13 protein-coding genes, 2 tRNA genes, 3 rRNA genes and 1 other RNA gene are annotated in these 23591 nt (G+C 38.5%); 4 read left to right on the forward strand and 15 right to left on the reverse strand.

The features are described 5' to 3' along the window. Positions 1 to 21: 21 nt before the first annotated feature. From LBC_RS05565 to LBC_RS05575, 3 genes are all read right to left on the reverse strand, one after another. Positions 22 to 1494, reverse strand: coding sequence for a DASS family sodium-coupled anion symporter (locus LBC_RS05565; protein ID WP_221253350.1), 1473 nt, complete (start codon positions 1492 to 1494; stop codon positions 22 to 24). An 889-nt stretch (positions 1495 to 2383) separates the two neighbouring features. After that, positions 2384 to 2699, reverse strand: an RNA gene (gene rnpB / locus LBC_RS05570) — RNase P RNA component class A. Positions 2700 to 2808: 109 nt separating this feature from the next. Further along, the gene (locus LBC_RS05575) at positions 2809 to 3846 is read right to left on the reverse strand and encodes a hypothetical protein (protein WP_221253353.1); all 1038 of its coding nucleotides are present in this window, start codon (positions 3844 to 3846) and stop codon (positions 2809 to 2811) included. 88 nt (positions 3847 to 3934) lie between these two features. Between LBC_RS05575 and truD the strand changes: the two genes are divergently transcribed. Beyond that, positions 3935 to 5038 carry a tRNA pseudouridine(13) synthase TruD gene (gene truD, locus LBC_RS05580; RefSeq protein ID WP_221253354.1) on the forward strand — a complete coding sequence of 368 codons (1104 nt, stop codon included), beginning with the start codon at positions 3935 to 3937 and terminating at the stop codon, positions 5036 to 5038. 1854 nt (positions 5039 to 6892) lie between these two features. Here truD and rrf read toward each other — a convergent pair. Continuing rightward, positions 6893 to 7011 (reverse strand): 5S ribosomal RNA (rrf, locus tag LBC_RS05585). Between the two features lie 297 nt (positions 7012 to 7308). Beyond that, positions 7309 to 10436, reverse strand: a 23S ribosomal RNA gene (locus tag LBC_RS05590). Positions 10437 to 11047: 611 nt separating this feature from the next. On the opposite strand from LBC_RS05590, the gene LBC_RS05595 reads away from it, so the two are divergent. Further along, positions 11048 to 12079 (forward strand): 3'-5' exonuclease, encoded by a 1032-nt coding sequence (locus LBC_RS05595; protein WP_221253357.1) that lies wholly within the window; start codon positions 11048 to 11050, stop codon positions 12077 to 12079. Between the two features lie 52 nt (positions 12080 to 12131). Here the strand turns inward: LBC_RS05595 and LBC_RS05600 are convergent, their stop codons facing one another. The 10 genes from LBC_RS05600 to LBC_RS05645 all read right to left on the reverse strand — a co-directional run bounded on the left by LBC_RS05600 (position 12132) and on the right by LBC_RS05645 (position 21993). Further along, entirely contained in the window at positions 12132 to 12698 is a 567-nt protein-coding gene (locus LBC_RS05600; RefSeq protein ID WP_221253359.1) for a YceI family protein, read from the reverse strand. A 65-nt stretch (positions 12699 to 12763) separates the two neighbouring features. Then, positions 12764 to 13708 carry a cache domain-containing protein gene (locus tag LBC_RS05605; protein ID WP_221253361.1) on the reverse strand — a complete coding sequence of 315 codons (945 nt, stop codon included), beginning with the start codon at positions 13706 to 13708 and terminating at the stop codon, positions 12764 to 12766. An 861-nt stretch (positions 13709 to 14569) separates the two neighbouring features. Beyond that, a tRNA-Ile gene (locus LBC_RS05610) sits at positions 14570 to 14646 on the reverse strand. 116 nt (positions 14647 to 14762) lie between these two features. After that, positions 14763 to 14838, reverse strand: a tRNA-Ala gene (locus tag LBC_RS05615). Between the two features lie 705 nt (positions 14839 to 15543). Continuing rightward, positions 15544 to 17054, reverse strand: a 16S ribosomal RNA gene (locus LBC_RS05620). Between the two features lie 358 nt (positions 17055 to 17412). After that, on the reverse strand, positions 17413 to 18723 hold the full coding sequence (locus LBC_RS05625; RefSeq protein ID WP_221253363.1) for a DUF945 family protein: 1311 nt from the start codon (positions 18721 to 18723) through the stop codon (positions 17413 to 17415). Next, positions 18723 to 19280, reverse strand: coding sequence for a DedA family protein (locus LBC_RS05630; protein WP_221253365.1), 558 nt, complete (start codon positions 19278 to 19280; stop codon positions 18723 to 18725). Before LBC_RS05630 ends, LBC_RS05625 begins: the two co-directional genes overlap by 1 nt. 11 nt (positions 19281 to 19291) lie before the next feature. Continuing rightward, positions 19292 to 19900 carry a YSC84-related protein gene (locus LBC_RS05635; RefSeq protein WP_221253367.1) on the reverse strand — a complete coding sequence of 203 codons (609 nt, stop codon included), beginning with the start codon at positions 19898 to 19900 and terminating at the stop codon, positions 19292 to 19294. Continuing rightward, positions 19878 to 21431 (reverse strand): ribonuclease Y, encoded by a 1554-nt coding sequence (rny, locus tag LBC_RS05640; protein ID WP_221253370.1) that lies wholly within the window; start codon positions 21429 to 21431, stop codon positions 19878 to 19880. The genes LBC_RS05635 and rny overlap by 23 nt, the downstream gene beginning before the upstream one ends. After that, the gene (locus LBC_RS05645) at positions 21364 to 21993 is read right to left on the reverse strand and encodes a 5-formyltetrahydrofolate cyclo-ligase (RefSeq protein ID WP_221253372.1); all 630 of its coding nucleotides are present in this window, start codon (positions 21991 to 21993) and stop codon (positions 21364 to 21366) included. The genes rny and LBC_RS05645 overlap by 68 nt, the downstream gene beginning before the upstream one ends. 59 nt (positions 21994 to 22052) lie before the next feature. Here LBC_RS05645 and LBC_RS05650 point away from each other — a divergent pair, with 59 nt between their 5' ends. Both LBC_RS05650 and ftsY read left to right on the forward strand, forming a co-directional pair. Further along, positions 22053 to 22589 (forward strand): thioredoxin family protein, encoded by a 537-nt coding sequence (locus LBC_RS05650; RefSeq protein WP_221253374.1) that lies wholly within the window; start codon positions 22053 to 22055, stop codon positions 22587 to 22589. Further along, entirely contained in the window at positions 22586 to 23458 is an 873-nt protein-coding gene (gene ftsY, locus LBC_RS05655) for a signal recognition particle-docking protein FtsY (protein WP_221253377.1), read from the forward strand. Before LBC_RS05650 ends, ftsY begins: the two co-directional genes overlap by 4 nt. Positions 23459 to 23591 lie beyond the last annotated feature (133 nt).

Genomic DNA, 23591 nt, shown 5'->3' on the forward strand with positions numbered 1-23591 from the left:
GAGAAGCCTCCCCTAACCTTACTAAAACGCAAAATCTTTTGCCACAAAAAGTACCCACGGAAGCCCAACTACTAGATAAATAATCATATAAATCGTACCAAATATAGCCCCAAGCCTCCAAAAATCACTCGTCGGTATATATCCGCTTGCAAACCAAAGTGGACTATGTCCTGTACCATAAGGCGTAAGCACGCCCATAAAGCCCATAGGAAGCAGAATAAGCAGAGTAATAACTGAAGCATCATATCCAGAAATACCGCTTGCAATGGCTATAAACACACCAAGAAGTGCAGTGACGTGAGCTGTGCCAGATGCAAAGAAATAGTGAATATAATAAAAGATTAAAATAAGCCCTACAATAGCATATAAAGGCTCTATGCTGCCAAGTGCGCCAGAGAAAACCCCTCCTAGATATTTTAAAAATCCAGTATTATTTAACCCACCTGCTAATGTTACAAGAGTACCAAACCAGACTAAAACATTCCATGCTGGCTTATTTGACAAAATATCATCCCATTTGAGTATGCCTGTAAGTATCATAGCTATTATTACCATTATGGCTGTTGTTGTTGCATTTACTCCAAACTGCTTTGCGCCAACCCAAAGCACCAAGCCACCAAGAGAAATAAGTCCCATAGCTATCTCTTTTTTGGTTATTCCGCCTAATTTACTAAGCTCACTTGCGGCCCAAGTAGCCACATCTTCAGCCTTTTTTATTTCAGGCGGATAAATTTTATAAGCCAAATAAGGGGTAAGTAAAAATGTAATAACACTAACTGGCAAAAGCGCAATAAACCATCCACCCCAGCTAGGAGCATGTACACCAGATTGAGCTGCTACGTTTACAGCTAGGGCGTTTGGAGCTTGCCCTGTTAAAAATATTGAACTAGACACGCAGGTAGTAGCAAGCGCAGTCCATGCTAGATATGCACCTATTTTGCGAGTACTAGGGTCATTTGGCTTTGAACCAAACATTTCAGGTATACTTGAGATAATAGGATATAGCGTGCCACCGCTTCTTGCGGCGTTACTAGGGATAAACGGAGCCAAAATACCATCTACGATAGCAATAGCATATCCAAGTCCTAAGGTGGTCTTACCAAGACGGCTAACCAAAATAAGCGCTATACGTTTACCAAGCCCACTTTTTGAGTAGCCTATACCTATCATAAATGCGGCAAAAATAAGCCAAATTATGGTATTAGAAAATCCTTCAAGCCCCCATTTTATCGCTGCCGCTGACGTTATTTTGGCATCAAGCGCACCACTTCCTTTTGGACCCACCTTGCAAAGCACGGCCACAACTATACCCATAAGTCCAATAAGAGCTGCCGGAATAGGCTCTAAAATAAGCCCCACTATAACGCCCATAAATATTGAAAAGTAAAGCCACTGATTTGGAGTTATCCCATCAGGTAAGCCAACCACAAACTGCAAACCATACACAATAAGCCCTATGATAATGGGCAACACACATTTAAATGTATGAGACATTTAAAAATCCTTTAGTTTTAAATAATTTCAGTAATAATTATATTTAAACATTTTTTAAAACTTACTAAAATAAGGCGATATTGTCATAATTAAACTAATTTTATAAATTTATATTTTTACGCTAAGTTTTATTTAATAAAATGGCACTTCCACGTCTCCACTCTTTTTAAAAAATTCAATATTTCATCAAAATCTCAAATTTGCAGAGCTCATACTTAACCTATTTTATTAAATTTATTTAAGTTACCATATGTATTTATCTCTTTTTACTTAGCTGAATTATTTTGTTATGCCTTATTTAAATCAAATACAGTATGTCTATCATTAAAAAGCACCCAGTTTTACAACGCTTATTTTACTAAAATTAAAAAACTCTCCAAATTTATTAAATAAGCTTGACTTACACTTAGCAATCACAGCAAGTCTGCGCCCTAAGAACACTATATAAGATTTTTAGGCTTATATAAAAGTTTCTTGATACAGGCAATGGCTTTAAAGTAAAGATAAAAAATTTAAAACAACTCTTTTAAAAAATTATTATTTTTAATTACAAATTTAAGCCACTTTATACCAAATTCACACAAGTAGCTTTTAGTGATAATAACATTATAAAATAATGGTATCAACAATATTTCTAGCACATATAAAAACTAAGCATAAAATCCAGAAAATCCCCTTTAAAGCCCATAGCTTTTCGTGGCTTGTATCGCAAACAATATGCTCTCCTACACCCAGTCTAGGCAAAAAATCAAAACTTCGCACTATACGCTCGAGTAATTAAAAGCCACCCATACATGACGCAGGGCTTACTTTTGAAATTTGAAAAACAATGCCATTGTTTAAAAGAGCGTAATTTTTAGTATGGATATTTAAGATAGATTAAATGAATTTAAAAGGCACAGCGATAAGCCGAGTTCTGTCGTGAGCGATCATTTATCTATGCGGGCATTTGCATACCGCGCTAAAGCAAAGGGTCAAGATGCAGGATTAAACCACCCCTTCTTGCTGCGAGTTGGGTTTATAAAGCTACGAAAATCTCTAATCGTACTGGTGGGCTCTTACCCCACCGTTTCACCTTTGCCATAAACGGCTGTTTACTTTCTGTTACACTTTCCCTTGGGTTTCCCCAGCTATCCGTTAGATAGAACCCTATCCTGCTGCAGCTCGGACTTTCCTCTTTTTCAAGCGATCGCTTGCTGTGCCACACAAATTATAGCTAAGTTTTTCTTACAATGATGTTATTTTTGGGTAAAATTTAATATAAGAAAAGCGCAGAAAAGCCAGCTCTCCGCTACCTGCGCTTTATCTTGAAAATTAAAGCAATACTTTAAGCTTATGTTTAACTAGCTCTGGCGCCTCCCAGTCGCCATCAAGTGCCAAAAGCTCGCTTACTCTTAGGACGTAAAAATTCTCTATTTTTCTATTAGTATGCTTCTCGCATTCACGCGATAGGGTATCAAACATATAAAAATCTCTGTCATTATCCACGAGCAAAAAATCAGCTCCGCTGTCAAACGCATCAAACAAAATACGACTAGCAAGCCCTATAGCAAGCTCATCATTAAGCCCTAAATAATCAAAGCCACTTGGCAAATTTGCACTTTTTATTTCAAACAGGCTAAGTCCGCTCACACTATGCTCCCTGCCATAATAAACAGCGTCAAATTCATTAAATCTCTCGCTTAATTTCACATCTTTTGGCAGGGCATTTTCTGTATCAAAGTGCGGTATACTGCGCGTTAAATGCGGCTTTTGCAAATTAGCCTTTGCCCACTCTAAAGCCTCATTTGCCACTTCGGAGCCACTTAGCATAAACTCATCTAAACTAATCGCGCACCACACGCCATTTCGCCCAGATATTACGCGCAAAAACTCCCTTTTTCGCTCTGGATATTTCTCAGCCATTTTTTTAGCAAAAATTACCGAACTATCGCCCACAAAATCACTCACAAATTCCCTAACCGGCGAAGCATAAAAATAAGGCTCAAGCAAAGCATAACTAGCCTTATCAGCCTCATCACAAAGCGCACTAAAATGCTCATCATACACGCTCCAAAAAGCATTTGGAGTGTACTCAAGGTCATTTTTAGCTTCAAATTCACTAAGCGGAGTAATGTGTAAGTCATTGTGAAATTTATTAACCAAAAGAGCCAAAGGGGCATTTATGTCGCAAACTACACCATTTACCTTTACGTATTTAACCTCGCCTAGCCCAAGATACGGGTCTGAATCTTGCATATCATTAAGTAGCTCGCCAAGCGTAGCAAAGTCATAATTCAGGTAAAAATGCGGCTTTAAATAGCCTAGCACGTCATTTTTTGCATTAAATTTAAAAACTCTAACTTCTAGCATATCAATATCCTTAATAAAAGTTTTATTGTATATAAATTTGGCTTAAATTTTAGCTATAATCTTGACAAAAAATCTCAAGGACAACCAAATGCAACAAGAAAATTTTAAGCCTCTACATGCACTATCACATGCCCCTATAAATGTGCATTTTAGCAAAAACTCAGATGATTTTGTAGTGCGAGAAATCCCGCTATATGAGCCAAGTGGTAATGGAGAGTGGCTAGTGCTAAATGTGCAAAAAAAGGGGCTTAGCACACAGGAGGCACTGAGAATTTTTAGCGAGGTAAGTGGGGCTAAGATTAAAGATTTTGGGGTAGCTGGACTAAAAGATAAACAGGGGCTAACCACCCAACAAATAAGCGTACATAAAAAATTTCAAAACGAGCTTTTAGACTTTAGCACGCCTGAGCTAAAAATACTAAGCGCAAGTTATCATGACAACAAACTAAAGGTAGGGCATTTAAAAGGCAATAGCTTTTTTATCAGGTTAAAAAAAGTACTGCCAGCTGATGCCGTGAGACTAGAACAGGCGATAAATGCGATAAATTTAAATGGATTTGCCAACTATTTTGGCTATCAGAGATTTGGCAAATATGGGGATAATGCCGCAAGCGGACTCGAGGTGTTGCGTGGTAAAAAGATGAAGAATAAAAAGATGAGTGAGTTTTTAATCTCTGCGTTTCAAAGTGAGCTTTTTAACCGATGGCTAAGCAAAAGGGTCGAGATAAGCAGATTTGCAGATAGTTTTAGCATAAATGAACTTTGTGAAATTTATCCCATAGATAAGCAAATAGCGCATGAGCTAAAGGCTCAGCAGACGCTATTTCGACTTTTAGGCGGGGAAATTATGGGGCATTATCCACATGGCAAATGCTTTGTGCTTGAGAATGAGCGGCTAAGCGAGGAGACGCAGAGATTTATACGCAGGGACATCACTAGCTGCGGAATGCTGCTTGGCGCAAGGAGGCTTGAGAGCGCTGGATTTGCACGGTGGGTAGAGGATAGCGTGTTTAGCGAGTACTATGAGCTAGCCTCCAAGATGAGTGGGGTGTATAGATTTGCGTGGGCATTTTTGAAAAATTTAAAATATGAGTACATTGAGGAGAAGGCGCATTTTACGCTATCTTTTGAGCTGGATAAAGGAAGTTACGCCACTACTGTGCTAAGAGAGCTACTACATAGCGAGGAGTAGCTCTCACCCCCCCCCCCCCTTTTTTTTTAGATAAATTCACAACCTATCACACATAAGCCACAAGCAGACTCTAGTAAATATTTTATGCTTTTTTAGTTTACCCAAACTCAAAAAAACAACAAAGTAAAAGCCTAAAATTATACATAAAACCAAACCTTGCTAATTTTATTTTATGCTTAGCTTTGTTTCATTAAATACCCATATAATTTTATATCTTTTACACTCTAATAAGTTAGCTAGAAAGTTTTGTGCAAGGTACTTTAATCCAAACACCCATTCAACAATCAATTAGTAACCGCCTCTAACCGCCTACCAAACCAAGAGTTTATAAAATAAGATCTCTTGCCATCTAATACATTAATTTTATCCACTCTCTACCTACTCCTTAAGCCCAAACACCTATCACCAAAACTAAGTCTCTAATGCTTAGCAATAATAAATAAAGCCTTTATATAAAGCAAGAAAGATTATAAAAGACTTTAGAGCCTTAGTAAAACATCACAAATCCAAACTAAAGCAATCCCTATATCCATTCATCTACCCAACAAAGAGCCCCCATAAAACACCATTAGCTCCACTCTTTTACTCTTCTTTACTTTTATCGCCCTATAATTTAATTTATAATACAGGCTCTTTAAAAACATATTATTGTTTTTAAATTACAAATTTAATCCCCCTCCTCATTTTACAAACCAAACATTATTAATTCATACTGGTAGCATAAAGCATTACTAACGCTATAAAAGCAATAATGTCAGTACTATTTTAGCTCTTAGCAAAGCTTGGTATAAAATCTGGAGAGCATGGATAAGAGTGAGTATGTAAAGTAAAATACTTTTATATGTCTTACATCATAAGCAATAATACTCCCCTATATCAAGTTTGTTGTATTTGGGTGTGCTATAAATTGATGCGGGAAGCAAAGTTCTTTAAAGCTGTGCATATGCCGACCACATACGCAGCTTTAAAGAAACTGCGGCTTTGCCTTGTTTTGATAGAAACTGCGGCTTTGCCTTGTTTTAAATAAGCTTTGCTTTACTAGATAAGCTTAACACACGCACAGTAAGCAGTTGCTCTGCTAAGCCACTATGTGGCCTACCATGTTCTTGTACTTTAGCCAGTATATTATTTTGCGATATAATAGCTATTAATAAACAATCCATATACGTTGTATAAAGATTGTCTTTTAAATTTATAAAGCAGTAATATTTGCTTAGAAGGCCTATAACTAAACAACTAGCTTTTTAATAAGCTTTCTATGCTTTTAAAAGATGCGTGAAGTACCAAACAGTAGTTTAATTTATAAGATACTTAAATAAATGGGCTTTAGTTTTTAAATTTATATATTTTTAGTTATTGCTGATTTTTATCAAAGCTATACACATGTAGTAGCATTATGGTATAGATTATGGGTAGATATTTACACTCTGTTTTTGTTTTACAATAAGTAAAGGCTAGATAAAAAGGTGATTAATGAATTAGCAGAGCAATATATAACTTAATCATAATATTATACTTATAACCAATATTTTATAAGATTTAAATTCTAAACATATTTTTACACCGACTCTTTTTATTTAGTTATATATTTTTGTATGTTATGACTAGATAACTTTTATAATCAATAGATTATATTACTTATTTAATCAATGTATCAATGTATCAATTCTTTAATGAATGTTAAGTTATAAGTTTTATTAAGACTATAAACACATAGGAATAACCTGCTACTAAATAAAGAATATTAACACTAATAGCAATTAATAGGCAATAACTAATCCATTACATTTAATCTATTAAACATAAATTAATTTTATAAGTAGATTTTAGAAAGTAGATAGTGAATAATTAACGAGTCCGCAGCGACTTACTTTCCCGACATCCCAGTAAGGGAGAGTATCATCAGCCATGACTGGCTTAGCTTCTTGGTTCGAGATGGTACAAGGCGTTTCCCAGTCTGTATAGCCACGGACAGCGTTAAGCAATATATCTTTTAAAGATACACTGATTAACGCTATTTGTGTTAAATGTTAAGAGACAAGTTTAAAAGCTTTGTTTTAAAGAAGCTTCGCTTTAATAAAAAGTTTTATTTTACTTTTCTTGTTTTAGGATCTGTTTTTACGTAGCTTTTTTTCGTTAGGCTAGGCGGACAAATGAGAAACAAGGGAGTTACCAAATAGGTAATGACCGAAGTTTCGAATGCAGTCCAACGACGCATAACGGAAAAAGAGCAAGTAAAAATTACCCTTAACAAGGAAGTGATGCTTATTTAAGATAAGCAAACGAGCTATTAGTACTGGTCAGCTAAATGACTTTCATCACTTACACACCCAGCCTATCAAACAGATAGTCTTTCTGAGCTCTTAAAAGAAGATTCATCTTGGAGTTGGCTTCGAGCTTAGATGCTTTCAGCTCTTATCACATCCGAACTTAGCTACGCTGCGGTGCTCTTGGCAGAACAACAGCTACACCAGTGGTTCGTTCAACCCGGTCCTCTCGTACTAGGGTCAAATCTCCTCAATCTTCTTACGCCCACGGCAGATAGGGACCGAACTGTCTCACGACGTTCTGAACCCAGCTCGCGTACCGCTTTAAATGGCGAACAGCCATACCCTTGGGACCTGCTCCAGCCCCAGGATGCGATGAGCCGACATCGAGGTGCCAAACCTCCCCGTCGATGTGAGCTCTTGGGGGAGATCAGCCTGTTATCCCCGGGGTACCTTTTATCCTTTGAGCGATGGCCCTTCCACACAGAACCACCGGATCACTAAGACCGACTTTCGTCCCTGCTCGACCTGTATGTCTCGCAGTTAAGCTGGCTTTTGCCTTTATACTCTGCTGTCGATTTCCAACCGACATGAGCCAACCTTTGTAAGCCTCCGTTACATTTTGGGAGGCGACCGCCCCAGTCAAACTACCCACCAGACATTGTCCTACCTGAGGATAACTCAGGCTAGTTAGCTATCAGAATAAAAAAGAGTGGTATCTCAACAACGGCTCATATACAACTGGCGTCATATACTCAAAGCCTCCCACCTATCCTGCACATCTTTATCCCAATAGCAGTATCAAGCTGTAGTAAAGGTCCACGGGGTCTTTCCGTCTTGCCGCGGGTAGGAGGAATTTTCACCTCCACTACAATTTCACTGGATCCCTCTTTGAGACAGCTCCCATCTCGTTACGCCATTCATGCAGGTCGGTATTTAACCGACAAGGAATTTCGCTACCTTAGGACCGTTATAGTTACGGCCGCCGTTTACTCGGGCTTCGATCAAGAGCTTCGCTTACGCTAACCCCATCAATTAACCTTCGAGCACCGGGCAGGCGTCACACCCTATACATCCTCTTACGAGTTAGCAGAGTGCTGTGTTTTTGGTAAACAGTCGGGAGGGACTCTTTGTTGTAACCTTCCTGGCTTTTGGAGTAAATCCATACACCTGGTTAGGCACACCTTATACCGAAGATACGGTGCTATTTTGCAGAGTTCCTTAAAGAGAGTTCTTCCACGCGCCTTAGAATACTCATCCCACCCACCTGTGTCGGTTTACGGTACGGGCAACACTATCTAAACTTAGAAACTTTTCTTGGCTCGACGGCATCAGAGATTCTCACGCTACTCCGAAGAGTTTTGTGAGCCTTTCAGATCTCGGATAAAGAATTACGGATTTGCCTATAATTCAACCTACATCCTTAGACTAGCACTTCCATCAGCTAGCTCTCTTAGCCCTAAGCGTCCTTCCATCGCACAATAGTGTTGGTATTGGAATATTAACCAATTTGCCATCGCATACCCCTTTCGGACTTTGCTTAGGACCCGACTAACCCTACGATGACGAGCATCGCGTAGGAAACCTTGGGTTTACGGCGTTGGGGATTCTCACCCCAATTATCGCTACTCATGCCTGCATGCTCACTCCTATCCGCTCCAGCGCTCCTTACCGGTACACCTTCAACGCTGAATAGGACGCTCTCCTACCACTTGTCTATGACTATTAAGACTTTTTATACTCATATTTTATTTTATCTTTAAATTTAATCTTACCATTTAAAAACTCTACTATCTTTTAACAAAGAAAGCGAAGTATTTTAAAATGGATTTAAATGTTGCAATGGAATTTTACGAAGTAGCATACATAAAGTATGTAACTGAGTAAAATTTCAAGCTCATTTAAAGACACTTAAAAGACGAGCTAGTCTGAATAGTCATAGACAAGTCTAAAGCTTCGGTACTCATTTTAGCCCCGTTATATTTTCCGCGCAAAATCACTAGACCAGTGAGCTATTACGCTTTCTTTAAAGGATGGCTGCTTCTAAGCCAACCTCCTGGTTGTTTCAGTAACTTCACATCGTTTTCCACTTAAATGAGATTTAGGGACCTTAGCTGTTAGTCTGGGTTGTTCCCCTCTCGACGACGGATTTTATCACTCGCCGCCTGACTGCTGTGATTACATATAAGGTATTCGGAGTTTGATAGGGTTTGGTACATTGGTGTATGCCCTAGCCCATTCAGTGCTCTACCCCCTTATATTACGACACAACGCTATACCTAAATATATTTCGGAGAGAACCAGCTATCACGAAGTTTGATTGGCCTTTCACCCCTATCCACAAGTCATCCCATAGCTTTTCAACGCTAGCGGGTTCGGTCCTCCACTGGTTCTTACACCAGCTTCAACCTGCTCATGGATAGATCACTTCGTTTCGGGTCTGCAGCATCTGACTAATCGCCCTATTAAGACTCGCTTTCGCTACGGCTCCGGGTTTCCTTAACCTCGCCAGACACCACAACTCGCAGGCTCATTATGCAAAAGGCAGTCCATCACCCTGATAAATCATAGGGCTCTGAATGATTGTAAGTAAATGGTTTCAGGTTCTATTTCACTCTGATCACCTCAGTTCTTTTCACCTTTCCCTCACGGTACTTGTTCGCTATCGGTCTAGTAGTAGTATTTAGGGTTGGAAAGTGGTCTTCCCAGCTTCAGACAAGATTTCACGTGTCTCGCCCTACTCAGGATACTGCTAAGTAAAAATCAGATTTCGCATACGGGACTATCACCCTTTATAGTTAATCTTTCCAGATTATTCTGCTATCATCATTTAGTCTATATTGCAGTCCTACAACCCCTAGTGCAAGCACTAGGTTTGCCCTCTTACGCTTTCGCTCGCCGCTACTGACGTAATCTCTATTGATTTCTCTTCCTTTGGGTACTAAGATGTTTCAATTCCCCAAGTTCGCCCCGCATTGCGGTAGTATATATCTCTATATACTGGGTTGCCCCATTCGGAAATCTACGGATCAAAGCTTCTTGACAGCTCCCCGTAGCTTATCGCAGTCTAGTACGTCCTTCATCGCCTCTACTAGCCAAGGCATCCACCATTCACTCTTAGTAGCTTACCTTTTTTATACCTAATAATTATGTTAAAGTAATTAATAGGCAGAATATTAATATTCTAATTCGCATCACTTCCTTGCTAAAGGTAATTTCAAATTTAATGCTTGATTAAATTTAATCTTACGATACTTAATCTTTTATCTTTCAAGACGGAAAGCATTAACACTAAATTAGATAAGTTTTAAATCCTAATTTAGTTGTGATGTTAAACTTCTACTTTAAATACTAAACTTTATTAGTATATAAAGTGAAAAAAGATAAAATCTTAAGTCTTTAACAAGTCCTGTAAAATTGTTTTTTATTAAAACTTGCTTGTGACTCTTAACATTAATAAATTAAAGAACAACGATTTACAACATAAATAACTACATCGCTTCTAAAGACAAAAACAAGTTTGTTTTAGAAAGGATAATAATATAATGTAAAAGAAAAGCTTTATTAACTGTTAGAAAGTTAAAGGTGGTTTCTCAAATCGTGAGCTGGAATTATATAAGAGAGTTGCTTAAGAAAAGCTTAGAAAGTTGGGGGAATGGGGGGGGGTTATGAAATTTAAGTAGTTTTTTGATAAAATTTATAAAATATAGCTATAAAAAAGTTAAAAAATGAGGACTATCTTATGAAAAAAACAAACCATATATGTATCTTTGACACAGAAACCATACCAGATGTTGACGCACTAAGAGCCGTATATGGGTATGAGGGAGATGATGCAAGCGTCATGCAGCAAGCATTTGAAGTGCAAAAAAATAAAACTGGTAGCGAATTTTTACCTATAAATTTTCATAAAGTTGTGGCTATTTCGGCTGTGATGGCTGATGAATTTGGAAAATTTGAAAGAGTAAATAGCATAAAAGCAACAAGCGAGGGCGAGCTGATAAATAAATTTATCTCATTTATAAACTCACAAAATCCTAGGCTAATCAGCTTTAATGGACGAGGGTTTGACATGCCTATGCTTATGGTACGGGCGATGAAATACAATCTAAGCTGCCCAACCTATTTTGATACCAGTGGCGACGGCAAGGACAAATGGACAAACTACAGAAGCAGATATGATGGAGTGTTTCATCTGGATTTATGTGACCATATTGGAGATTTTGGGGCAGCTCGTGGCATAGGGCTAGATGCAATATGTAAAAGCGTAAACATACCTGGAAAATATGACACACATGGAGATGACGTTTTTAGGCTATATTTGCAAGACGAAATAGAAAAGATAGAGGAGTACTGCGAATCTGACACACTAAACACATACTGGCTTTTCCTAAAATACGAGCTTTTGCGCGGAAATATCACTGGACTTGATTACGCAAACCACCTCCTAGTTATGTCTGAGTGGCTTGACGAAAATAAACCAGAACAGGGGTATACGGAGGTATTTTGCATAGCGATAGATAATGAACTAGAGCGAATAAATTTAAGCCAAACAAGGCAAAATAACCAGCAAATAAAAGTTAAGCTAGAACAAGAAGCAATAAGCCCTATTAGTAAAGACGAGCTAAACTCAAAGCTCGATAAACTAGGAGTGCAAAAAGGGGTCACAAATTTAAAAAGCAAGCCAAAAAACCCACAAAATCAACCACAGGAACTGCAGGAAATAGAAACATATGACTTAGAGCTACCAGAGATAGATCTAGATAGTGAATAAAGGCGCGCTAGCAAAACCTGCACTAGAGCGCCAAAAACAAGGAAAAAGCGGACTACTCGTCGGCGCTCATCTCGCCATCTATGCTGATTTTTATCTCATCTCCTATCAAAGAAGAACCAAAGCCTTGGGCAAAATCAAAATCAGAGCGCTTTATCTTTCCAGAAAGACTAAAACCAACGATAGTTTTACCATCTTTTTGTAGATGTCCGTTTATATCAGTATCTAGCTTTACCTCTTTACTAACGCCAGCGATTGTCAAAACACCGACCATTTTTCCGTCATCTCCATCTGCTTTATAGTTAGTCATTTCAAAAGTCATGTCTGGATATTTGTCAACATTAAAAAAATCAGCCGTACGTAAATGCTCGTCCCTTTTTGAATTATCAGTATCTACACTAGCGACCTTTATATCGGCTTTTAGAGCATTAAATTTATTCTCTTTTACATCAAAATCTATCAAAGCAGAATAATCTTTAAAAAATCCATTTACATTTGATAATCCCATATGCTTTATTTTAAAAGCTACATTTGAGTGAGCCTTATCTAAGATAAAGGTATCTGCACTAAGACTACTTGATAGCGCTAATGCCGCTAAAGTAGAATATATAATTTTTTTCATGGTTTTCCTTTGTTTAAATTTATTTTTCTTATTCTATCTATCAAATTTAAACAAAACATATATTTTTAAATTTTACCGCGACTTTTTCTAAATAACACAAGGCGAAACAAAAATACAAATACCACAAATATAAAAAGTATCAAAAACGAAACAACTATCATAGTATTAGTACTAATTGGTGCACTAATCGCAGCGTCTTTATCGCTTTTTTTCAAAGATGAGCAAAGCAACCACCCATGATCTCCAACAAATCGACAAACGGCCTCTTTTACCTCTCCTGCATATTCATAAGCCACGCTTCCGTCTTTTTCTATATCGCCGCTGTCTAACTTGTCCATTATAGTGTGCATCACTGGCAAATGCTCTCCTTGGTTTTTGGCATCTGGGTGCATTAACATAGTAGAGTCTTTTTGTGAAATAAAGCTATAACTATTTTCACCAGCTCCCATTTTATTCATGGCTTTAATCACAGAATCAAGTCTCACATCAACACCAGCAACTCCTATAAATTTATCAGCTTTTATGATTGGTGCGTAAAAAGTAACTACGCTTTCGCCATTCAATCTCGTCCTGTAAGGCTCAGAGTACCCCACCTTAATCTTTCCACCAGTATACCACAAGCTCTTACGTGGGTCATAGCTACTATCTTTAGTTGGCGCTGGTATCACTCCGGCAGAGGACACAAACCCTCCGTCCTCCATACCATAATAAACCTCTAAATAATCACCCTGTTTAGCAAAAGCTTTAAGAACCTTTACTATCTCCTTATTGTCCACTTCTCCAAATTCGCTAGCTATGGTATCAGCAGCTATTTTAACTTGCCTAATATTGTTATTTATAAAATCATCAAGATATACTCCCACTCCATCTACTATTCTATTTTGAGTAGCTATAAAAGAGGTGCTTAATTTATCCTGTGTAATTTTATAATCAATAAATAAAAACGCTGAAAATGCGATAACTAAAGACGTAAGAAGCACAGCAACTATCCTAATAGCAATCTCATTCATGGCTTTTACCTTTTTGAGTAGTAATAAATTTATTAAAATAATAACATATTTTTTATAAATTATCTCTTTATTTTAGGAATAATACCCCCCCCCCATTTTTTTCAACAAATCCACCCTTTAGTAAAATATTTCCTTTATTAAAGAAGTTTTCCTTTAGTAAAACCTAGTAAAGAGCTGTAAAAACTGTAAAGAGTTGCAAAAAGCTTCACTTTAGTAAAATCTAGCAAAAAACTATAAAGAGTTATAAAAAGCTTTGCTTTACTAAAGAAGCTTTGCTTTGACTTATAATATATAGACCACTTAATAATTTAACAGGATGACTATTTATTGTATACACATTAAATAAGTAGACAAAGCAAAGCTTCTAAATACAACAAAATTAAACTATAATCAACAGGCATCTTGCACAATACAATAAAAACTGTATAAAAGTAGCTATCATACTAAACTTAGTCTAAGAGTGTTTTTTAGGTTTTTACACCAAGCTTTATAAAATTCTAAAAATCATGATGACATTGCTTTGTAATATTAGTCAATGCTAATATGCTAAAAGCTATTTATACAAATAGTGGAGTATGGTGAAGTTGGGCTTGTGCAGTTAATTAGAATTTGTAATTAAAAAATAACGCTATCTTTTAAAAAAGCCAAAGGTAAATGATATATACCTAAGATAATCTAGATAACCTAAAATACTATAATATCTTATAATACAGCTTTATAAGACATACTTACACAAAAACACTAATGTAGATAATTTTAATTTATATAAAATCATTAAATTTAAATAATTCATATAAATACTATATTAAGTAACCCTAAAAGCAAAGAAGCAACAAGGCAAAAAATCATAAGAGGAAATCATGGTGGGCCTAACAAGACTTGAACTTGTGACCTCACCCTTATCAGGGGTGCACTCTAACCAGCTGAGCTATAGGCCCTTATGAAGCTTAGCTAAGCCTTTGGCTTATGGCTTAACTATAATATAAATATTGTGCAGTTTGTAAGCATCTTTAAAAGGCTTTTTTGCTTTAAAGATGATGGCTTTTAAATTTGATGGTGGAGAATAGCGGGATCGAACCGCTGACCTCCTGCGTGCAAAGCAGGCGCTCTCCCAGCTGAGCTAATTCCCCAAACAAAAAAACAACAGACAATTAGCTAAGCCTTTATGCACGCAGTGTCTATATCGGTTCGCTTACGCTCACAACGATATATCCAAAAAAGCAAAGCAGTTTGCTTTTTTATGTGCAAAGCTCACACTCTACTAGCTGAGCTAATTCCCCATTAAACAGTAATAACTAAAAATAACTATAATAGCAATATAGCTAAATTTAACACATATTGCCACAATAAATAGCTAAGACAGTAAAAACATAAATATAAAAAGCTACTTGCTATTATATTTACATTATACTAGAAACTAAAAATATAACTTAGCTAGGACAATGCCTTTATCTATGTATAGTATATCACCCATACTAGATTAATGATATATTGTAAAATAGGTGTAATAAGTTATTTTATTTATCCTACCCATTTTTACTTTTACATTCACAAAGCTCACACTCTACTAGCTTAGCTTTATACTTTAGATTATTTAAATTCTAAGGTATTAATGCTAATTTATTTAATATTTCAATATAGTAATAACTATTAAAGATTTAACTACTCTTAACAACGGTATATAACAGGGATATAGGCTAAAAGCCTTAGCCTCTGCTTTTGCCTTTGTAAGTGAGTAATGTTAGTCTAATGTCAATCTTTCAAATCTAAACAAGGACGATTGAGATATTTTCCTTTGATAGATATCTTGTGAGAGAATATCTATTGTACTCTAGAAAGGAGGTGATCCAACCGCAGGTTCTCCTACGGTTACCTTGTTACGACTTCACCCCAGTCGCTGATTCCACTGTGGACCATAACCAGTTTGGTATTTGGGCTTCGAGTGAAATCAACTCCCATGGTGTGACGGGCGGTGAGTACAAGACCCGGGAACGTATTCACCGTAGCATGGCTGATCTACGATTACTAGCGATTCCGGCTTCATGCTCTCGAGTTGCAGAGAACAATCCGAACTGGGACATATTTTATAGATTTGCTCCACCTCGCGGTATTGCGTCTCATTGTATATGCCATTGTAGCACGTGTGTCGCCCTAGGCATAAGGGCCATGATGACTTGACGTCGTCCACACCTTCCTCCTCCTTGCGAAGGCAGTCTCATTAGAGTGCTCAGCCTAACTGTTAGCAACTAATGACGTGGGTTGCGCTCGTTGCGGGACTTAACCCAACATCTCACGACACGAGCTGACGACAGCCGTGCAGCACCTGTCTCAAGATTCTAGCAAGCTAGCACTCCCGTATCTCTACAGGATTTCTTGGATATCAAGCCTAGGTAAGGTTCTTCGCGTATCTTCGAATTAAACCACATGCTCCACCGCTTGTGCGGGTCCCCGTCTATTCCTTTGAGTTTTAATCTTGCGACCGTACTCCCCAGGCGGTATACTTAATCCGTTAGGTGCATTACTGCCTTGACTAGCAAAGCAACAACTAGTATACATCGTTTAGGGCGTGGACTACCAGGGTATCTAATCCTGTTTGCTCCCCACGCTTTCACGCCTTAGCGTCAGTTGAGTTCCAGCAGATCGCCTTCGCAATGGGTGTTCTTCTTGATCTCTACGGATTTTACCCCTACACCAAGAATTCCATCTGCCTCTCCCTCACTCTAGATTATCAGTTTCCCAAGCAGTTCTATGGTTAAGCCATAGGATTTCACAAAAGACTTGATAATCCGCCTACGCGTCCTTTACGCCCAGTGATTCCGAGTAACGCTTGCACCCTCCGTATTACCGCGGCTGCTGGCACGGAGTTAGCCGGTGCTTATTCCTTGAGTACCGTCATTTTTCTTCCTCAAGAAAAGGAGTTTACGCTCCGAAAAGTGTCATCCTCCACGCGGCGTTGCTGCTTCAGGGTTTCCCCCATTGAGCAATATTCCCTACTGCTGCCTCCCGTAGGAGTCTGGACCGTGTCTCAGTTCCAGTGTGACTGATCATCCTCTCAGACCAGTTACGCGTCATAGCCTTGGTGAGCCATTACCTCACCAACTAGCTGATACGATATAGCCTCATCCTACACCGAAAAACTTTCCCAACATAACTTGAGTTATGGTGGAGTATGGGGTATTAGCAGTCGTTTCCAACTGTTGTCCCCCAGTGTAGGGCAGATTAGCTATACATTACTCACCCGTGCGCCACTAACGCATAGTAGCAAGCTACTACTTGTCCGTTCGACTTGCATGTATTAGGCACGCCGCCAGCGTTCACTCTGAGCCAGGATCAAACTCTCCATATTAAAAATTAAATATGAAGTTTTAATCTAAAAACTTTTTAAATTTAATTTATTTAAAAAATAAATTGTTTCATTGTTTTAGACTTATTATCATAAATAATAAATAAGTCTGGCTCAATCGATCACTTGTTTAGATTTCAAAGATTGACTATTGAAATATTTAAATACTAACACTATTAAATTATAGAACAACGATTTATTATTAAAGCCTGTAATCATAAAAGCTTATGAAAGAGCTTTTAATGAGTAAAGGGTAAAGTAAAGAAAAGCTTTATTAACTGTTAGAAAGTTAAAGGTGGTTTCTCAAATCGTGAGCTGGAATTATATAAGAGAGTTGCTTAAGGGGGGCTTAAAAAAGCCTTTAAAACAAAATATTTTTTAATTCATACTCTAATGCCCCAAATACAATATCGTTTTTATTCTTGTCAAATTTAAAACTAGTGCTTATCTCGTTGCCGTTTTTTTCGAATACTCCGCTGGTTTTAACAAATTTATCAATTATATCTATAAAGACATATTCCTTATGGGTAAAAAACCTATCAAATACTTTAAAAAATTCGCTCACTCCAGCATCTATGCCTAATTTTCCATCAAATTTTAGTCGATTTAGTATAGGCTTGGCTTCATTTGAGTTTTTAGATATTGCTAATCTAAATTTTAAAAATGCGTTCAAAGAGTTTAAATTTTTTATACTAGCTCTTTCTAAAATAGCTTCAAAACCGCTATCAATAAGGGCGATTTTAGATATTTGAGGGTCTAGGTTTGGATTTAATGAGGTGCTTAAAAATGCGTTTAAATCTATATTCTTAAGTACCATGCTAATTCTAAAATCTTTTAAAGGATAAAATTTTTTGCTATCATTTAAAATGCCTATTTTTTCGATATTAAAATCGTAATTTACATTAATAAGCTCACGCTTTTTTACCTGTCTAGAAAGAAAAATTACATTATCAAAAATAAACTCATCGACTATATTTTTATAGCTTACAAAATCCACCCTAGCCTCTATGCTATCTGGCAGAATTTTATCCAAATCTATATTTTTCACAATGCTTTTTTGAGCAAAAATAGTGGCGTCAAAATCGCCATTTAGACTTATTTTGACACCATTTAAACTCAACTGTTTTTCATCACCTATAAGCTTTAAATTTTTAGCAAAGATATCTAAAATTTTAATTTCATTTGCATGGATTATTGACTTGATGCTTACACCCTGACTTATCTCAAAAACTTTAGAATAAAGTGCTGGAATCCGTACTAAAGCTTCGCTGGTTCCACTAATATAACTTTTTAAATTTATATTAAAGCTTGCTTTTTGGCTTTTATTATCGCTACTAAGACCATCTTTTAGCTTAACACTTAGCTCATTTTTGCTATCTACACCAAAAATAAAGCTAAGTAAAGAGTAGGATATTTCACTTTTTAGGCTATATGGTATATCGTCGCTTAAAGTCCCACTTATTTGAGCATTTGCTCGAAACAACCCTCTATCATAATCACTCATAGTAACACTTAAAACACCATATCTGCTTAGCTCATCAAGCTTTGCGTAAAACATGGACTGGGCTTTAATGCCTATATAATAGCTTGTAAAAAATAGCCCACAACCTAAAGCTAGCACAAAAGCTCCAGCAAAAACAAGGCGTCTTTTAAATCGCACAGATAAAAGCATTATCTTACCTTTTTTGCACTTACCCTACCAAGCCAAATATACCCAGCCACAAGCAGACAAACAACCACAACAGCTGGCAAATACCCACTACTTTCTACTAATTTAGCCAAGCTATCTCCTAAATAATAGCTACCAAATCCTAGCAAAATCGCCCAAATCAGTGAAGCAAATACATTTAAAATATTAAATTTAAAAAACGAATACCTAGCAAGCCCCATAGCAATAGGAACTAGCGTTTTAACACCGTATATAAATTTTTGCAAAAATACAAGCCAACTGCCATTTTTACGCACTAGCAAGCTACAATAACTAAGCTTTCTCTCCTGCCCCTTAAGATATGGCATTATGGCTGATTTATTATGTCTGCCGATATAAAAAAGTATGCTATCACCCAGAGCGTTTGCCGCAAAAGCCACGGCCACGCAAAGCCAAATATCTAGGCTTCCTTGTGCGCTTAAGATGCCGGCTGCGATAATAGCTAACATACCGCCCCCCAAAGAGTAAAAAAATAGTATCACATAGCCGTATGTGGCTAATGAATTTATTGTATCTTGCATTTTAAAATTACCTATTTTAAGTTTTCAAAATTTATGGCATTCATAAGCTCTGTATAAGCATAATCGTCACTCTGTCTAACATCTCCGCCATAGCTAATAACAGCCGCATCTAGGCTTGCTCCAGCGTAAAATCCACTATCCTTTGAAAGGGCATAGATATCACCATAAACCCCATTTTTGGTAGCAGAAGCAGATGCAAAAGTAGCTATCATGTCTGCTTTTAGGACGAGTTTTAGCCCCTTTATGTCCTCGATAAAAGACTGCTTCATCAAAAATAAAACCACCGCACTATCGCTGTATCCAGCCTGCAGCCCTGCTCCTCCACCGCCTATACTAACTAAGCTAACACTATCTACTAAATCCCCATTTAAAGCCACCATTACGCCGCTTCCACCTAGTCCGCCAAACACCAGTCCGACCTTTTTTACACTAGGGAAAATCACTATCGCCTTTGCCTTTTTTATAATATCAGGACGCACGTTATTTGTGCGTAAGACAGCTGTGTATGAGCGAGCTGCGTCTAGGAGCAATTCCTCGCTATCGCTAGCCTTAGCAAAGCTCACCAAAAACGCTAAACTCGCCAAAAAAATGATAAATTTATTTAGCCATCTGTATAGCACGGGTCTCCCTTATCACATTTACCTTTATCTCGCCTGGGTATTGCACTCGCTCTTCGATTTCGCTGGCTATCTCCTTTGCCACCAGCACCGCTTCATCATCGTTTATCAAATTTGCATTTGCGATGACACGTATCTCACGCCCAGCATTTATGGCGTAGGCCTGCTTTATACCCTCTTTGCTCTTTGCTATCTCCTCAATCTCCTGCACCCGCTTTAAAAAGCTCTCCAGCACCTCTCTCCTAGCCCCTGGGCGAGCCGCACTTAGCGTATCTGCTGCACACACAGCAGCGCTTTCTACGCTCGTGGCCTCCTCGTGTCCGTGGTGGGCGTAAATAGCGTTTATCACGACTGGATGCTCCTTGTAGCGGCGGCAGACTTCAGCGCCCAAATCCACGTGGCTACCCTCAAATTCGTGCGTCAAAGCCTTGCCAATATCGTGCAGTATCCCAGCGCGCTTAGCCAGCTTCTCATCTCCGCCAGTTTCAGCTGCGATTATTCCCGCCAGATGGGCGACTTCTAGGCTGTGAGCCAGGGCATTTTGTCCGTAGCTAGCGCGGAATTTAAGCTTGCCGATTAGCTTTACTATCTCAGGATGTATGCCGCTAAGCCCCAGATCCATCACGATATTTTCGCCCTCTTCTAGTATGCTAGCCTCAAACTCCTCCGTTACCTTTTTATGCAGGTCTTCTATGCGTGCTGGCTGTATGCGTCCATCCTCAACTAAAAGCTCAATGACGCGCGTTGCGATGGCGCGGCGGTAGAGATTAAAGCTGCTTAGGATTATGGCGTGTGGGGTATCATCGATGATTATATCCACGCCCAGCACCATCTCAAGCGTCTTGATATTTCGCCCTTCCTTGCCGATTATCCTACCCTTTAGGTCGTCGTTTTTAATATCGACGACGTTTATTAGCCTCTCAGCCGCAAACTCCCCAGCAAAGCGGCTTGTGGCCTGCGCTAGGATGTAATTTACCCGCTTTTTAAGCTCTCTTTTAGCTTCTTCTTCGCCTTTGCGGACGATGTGAGCTATGTCGGCTCGACTTTTTTCCTCCACTCGCTTTAGCACCTCGGCTTTAGCTTCTTCTTGCGTTAGCCCAGCGGCGTGCTCTAGGACTTTTAGCGCCTGGGCTAGCTTTTCTTGGTAGTTTGCCTTTAGGCTCTGCCCCTCTTCATACACACTTTTTGCCTCGTCTTGGGACTTTTTTAGCTCACTTTTGCCGTTTTCAAGCTCGCTCATTTGGGCTTTTATCTTAGCTTCAGCCTTGCCCAGCTCGTCAAATTTAAGCCCATACTCCTTTGTTAGCTTCGCACTTTTTTCATCATACTTTTTTCTAGCTTCAAACTCCGCTTCCTGCACGCTTATTTTGGCGTCTTTTAGCACTCTTTCGGCTTCAAATTCAATCGCCTTTGCCTTTGCTTTTGCCTGTTCTAAAAATATATTGTAATTTGCGTCGTTTATCTTTTTAGCGTACGCGTACCCAGCTCCTGCGCCCACTGCAGCGGCGAGCGAGCCTACTATAACCTCTATCATTTTTTCCTCTTTTTATATAATTTTGTCCAGGGGTTAGGTAAAAATCCCCTATTACATCATGCTTTAAGCTTACCTTTGCTTTTGCAAAATTATCCAAAGCGCTCACAAAAGCGAGCTTTGGTCTGTATCTAAGCCCAGCAAAAAATCTATCATAAAACCCTGCTCCATGCCCTATTCTAGCCATATTTGCATCAACTGCGACAGCAGGGACAATAGCCAAGTCTAACCTAGCTTTAAACTCTCCATTTCCTGCGCTTTCTCGCACATTAAAGCGCTTTTTACGCAAAGGAAGTCTCAATTTTACCATTTTTAAGCTAAGTCCTGCCATAAATGGCGATAATATCTCGCAATTTCTAGCACATTCACGCCTTAAACTATACACATCTATCTCATAATCAAGCGCCAAATAAAGCAGCACAGAGCGTGCTTTGCTAGCTTTTATTAAAGATTTTAATCTAGCACAAATTGCGTGAGATTTTAGTCTTACCTTTAATTCATCTTGCGACTTTAAAGCACGCAAAAACCTCTCTCGAAGCTCTTTTTTATCAAATTTAACGCTCATTTTAATAATCTTTATGTATAATTTGAACTATTTTATCAAATTTATTTTTAAGGAAAAAGATGAAAAGGCTTTTAGCTTGCGCTATGCTTGCATTTTTTATAACTGGATGTAGTGGAGAAAAAGAGAGTGGCGAAGAGACAAAAATCCAAGCACAAAATCAAGAAGCAGAAGTAGAAATAACGGAATTTAAGCTATCAAATTTATCAAACAGCACCATAGATGTAAGCACAATAAATGGTGGATTAAAGCTATCAGAAAATAAAGCCAGTGTAATAATTTTCGTAACTCCTAATTGCGCGCCTTGCAAAACGGAGCTTAGCTACATCTACACAATAGCGCAAAAATACAAAAGCGATGCAAAAATAATGCTAGCAATCCTGGGTGCGAGCGATGATGAGATAAAAGAGCTAAGTGATGAGTTTAACCTCGCCGATGAAGTCGTAACAAAAGCTCAAGACCTAGCCAAAGCACTAAACATAAACGCCCTACCAGCGATAATAATAAGCGATAAAAACGGAAATAAAATTCGTTCATATGTAGGGCTGGCACCAGTTGAAATGCTAGAAAGTGATATAAATTTGGCGGTGCTAAGATGATAGATATTATTAAAAAGGGCTTTGCAAAAACCTTTGGAGTGATGCGCGCTACTAAAAGCGATAGAAAAATAGACAAGCAAACCCTAGAGGAACTACTACTAGAAGCTGACGTGGCGTATGATATAGTGGAAGAAATAATCTACTACCTGCCGCCTGATGATATGGTAAAGCGGGCTGATTTAAAGCGGGTGATGGGTAGCTATTTTATCTACGAAAAAGAGCGTCAAACGCCCGTGGCAAAGCCCTTTGTGGAGCTGATTTTAGGCGTAAATGGAGCTGGCAAGACCACAAGCATAGCAAAGCTAGCAAATTTATACAAAAAAAGCGGCAAGAGCGTGGTGCTGGGGGCTTGCGACACTTTTAGGGCTGGGGCAGTCGAGCAGCTACGCCAGTGGGCTGCGCGCTTAGACGTGCCAATCATCGCCACAAAGCAGGGACACGACCCCTCAGCCGTGGCCTTTGACGCCATTAGCTCAGGCGTGGCAAGGGGGGCGGATAGAGTGGTGCTAGACACCGCTGGACGGCTAGAAAATCAGACAAATTTAAAAAGCGAGCTAGCCAAAATCGTCCGCATAAGCGACCGAGCTATGGCTGGAGCGCCACACCGCAAGATACTAGTCCTTGACGGCACGCAGGGCAATGCAGGGCTAGCGCAGGCAAAGGCGTTTAATGAGCTAGTTAGCCTTGATGGCGTCATCATCACAAAGCTAGACGGCACGGCAAAGGGCGGAATGCTCTTTTCAATCGCAGCCGAGCTCGAGCTGCCTATACTTTACATCGGCGTGGGCGAGAGTGCTGATGATTTGGCTGAGTTTAGCCCAGATGAGTTTTTAGACGGATTAATGGATAGTATTTTTAGCGAAAATTAAGCTTTAAGATAAAAAAGAAAATATTTTTTGGTCTGCCTTTGGACATCAGCAAGGCTTTTGCAAATGGCTAAATTTAAAAACTACATTATAAAAACTTAAGCACATTAACTTAAAAAGGCTTTTTGCAAAAGCA

Origin of the sequence: Campylobacter sp. 19-13652 (assembly GCF_019702925.1) — a bacterium.
Taxonomy (GTDB): Bacteria; Campylobacterota; Campylobacteria; order Campylobacterales; family Campylobacteraceae; genus Campylobacter_A.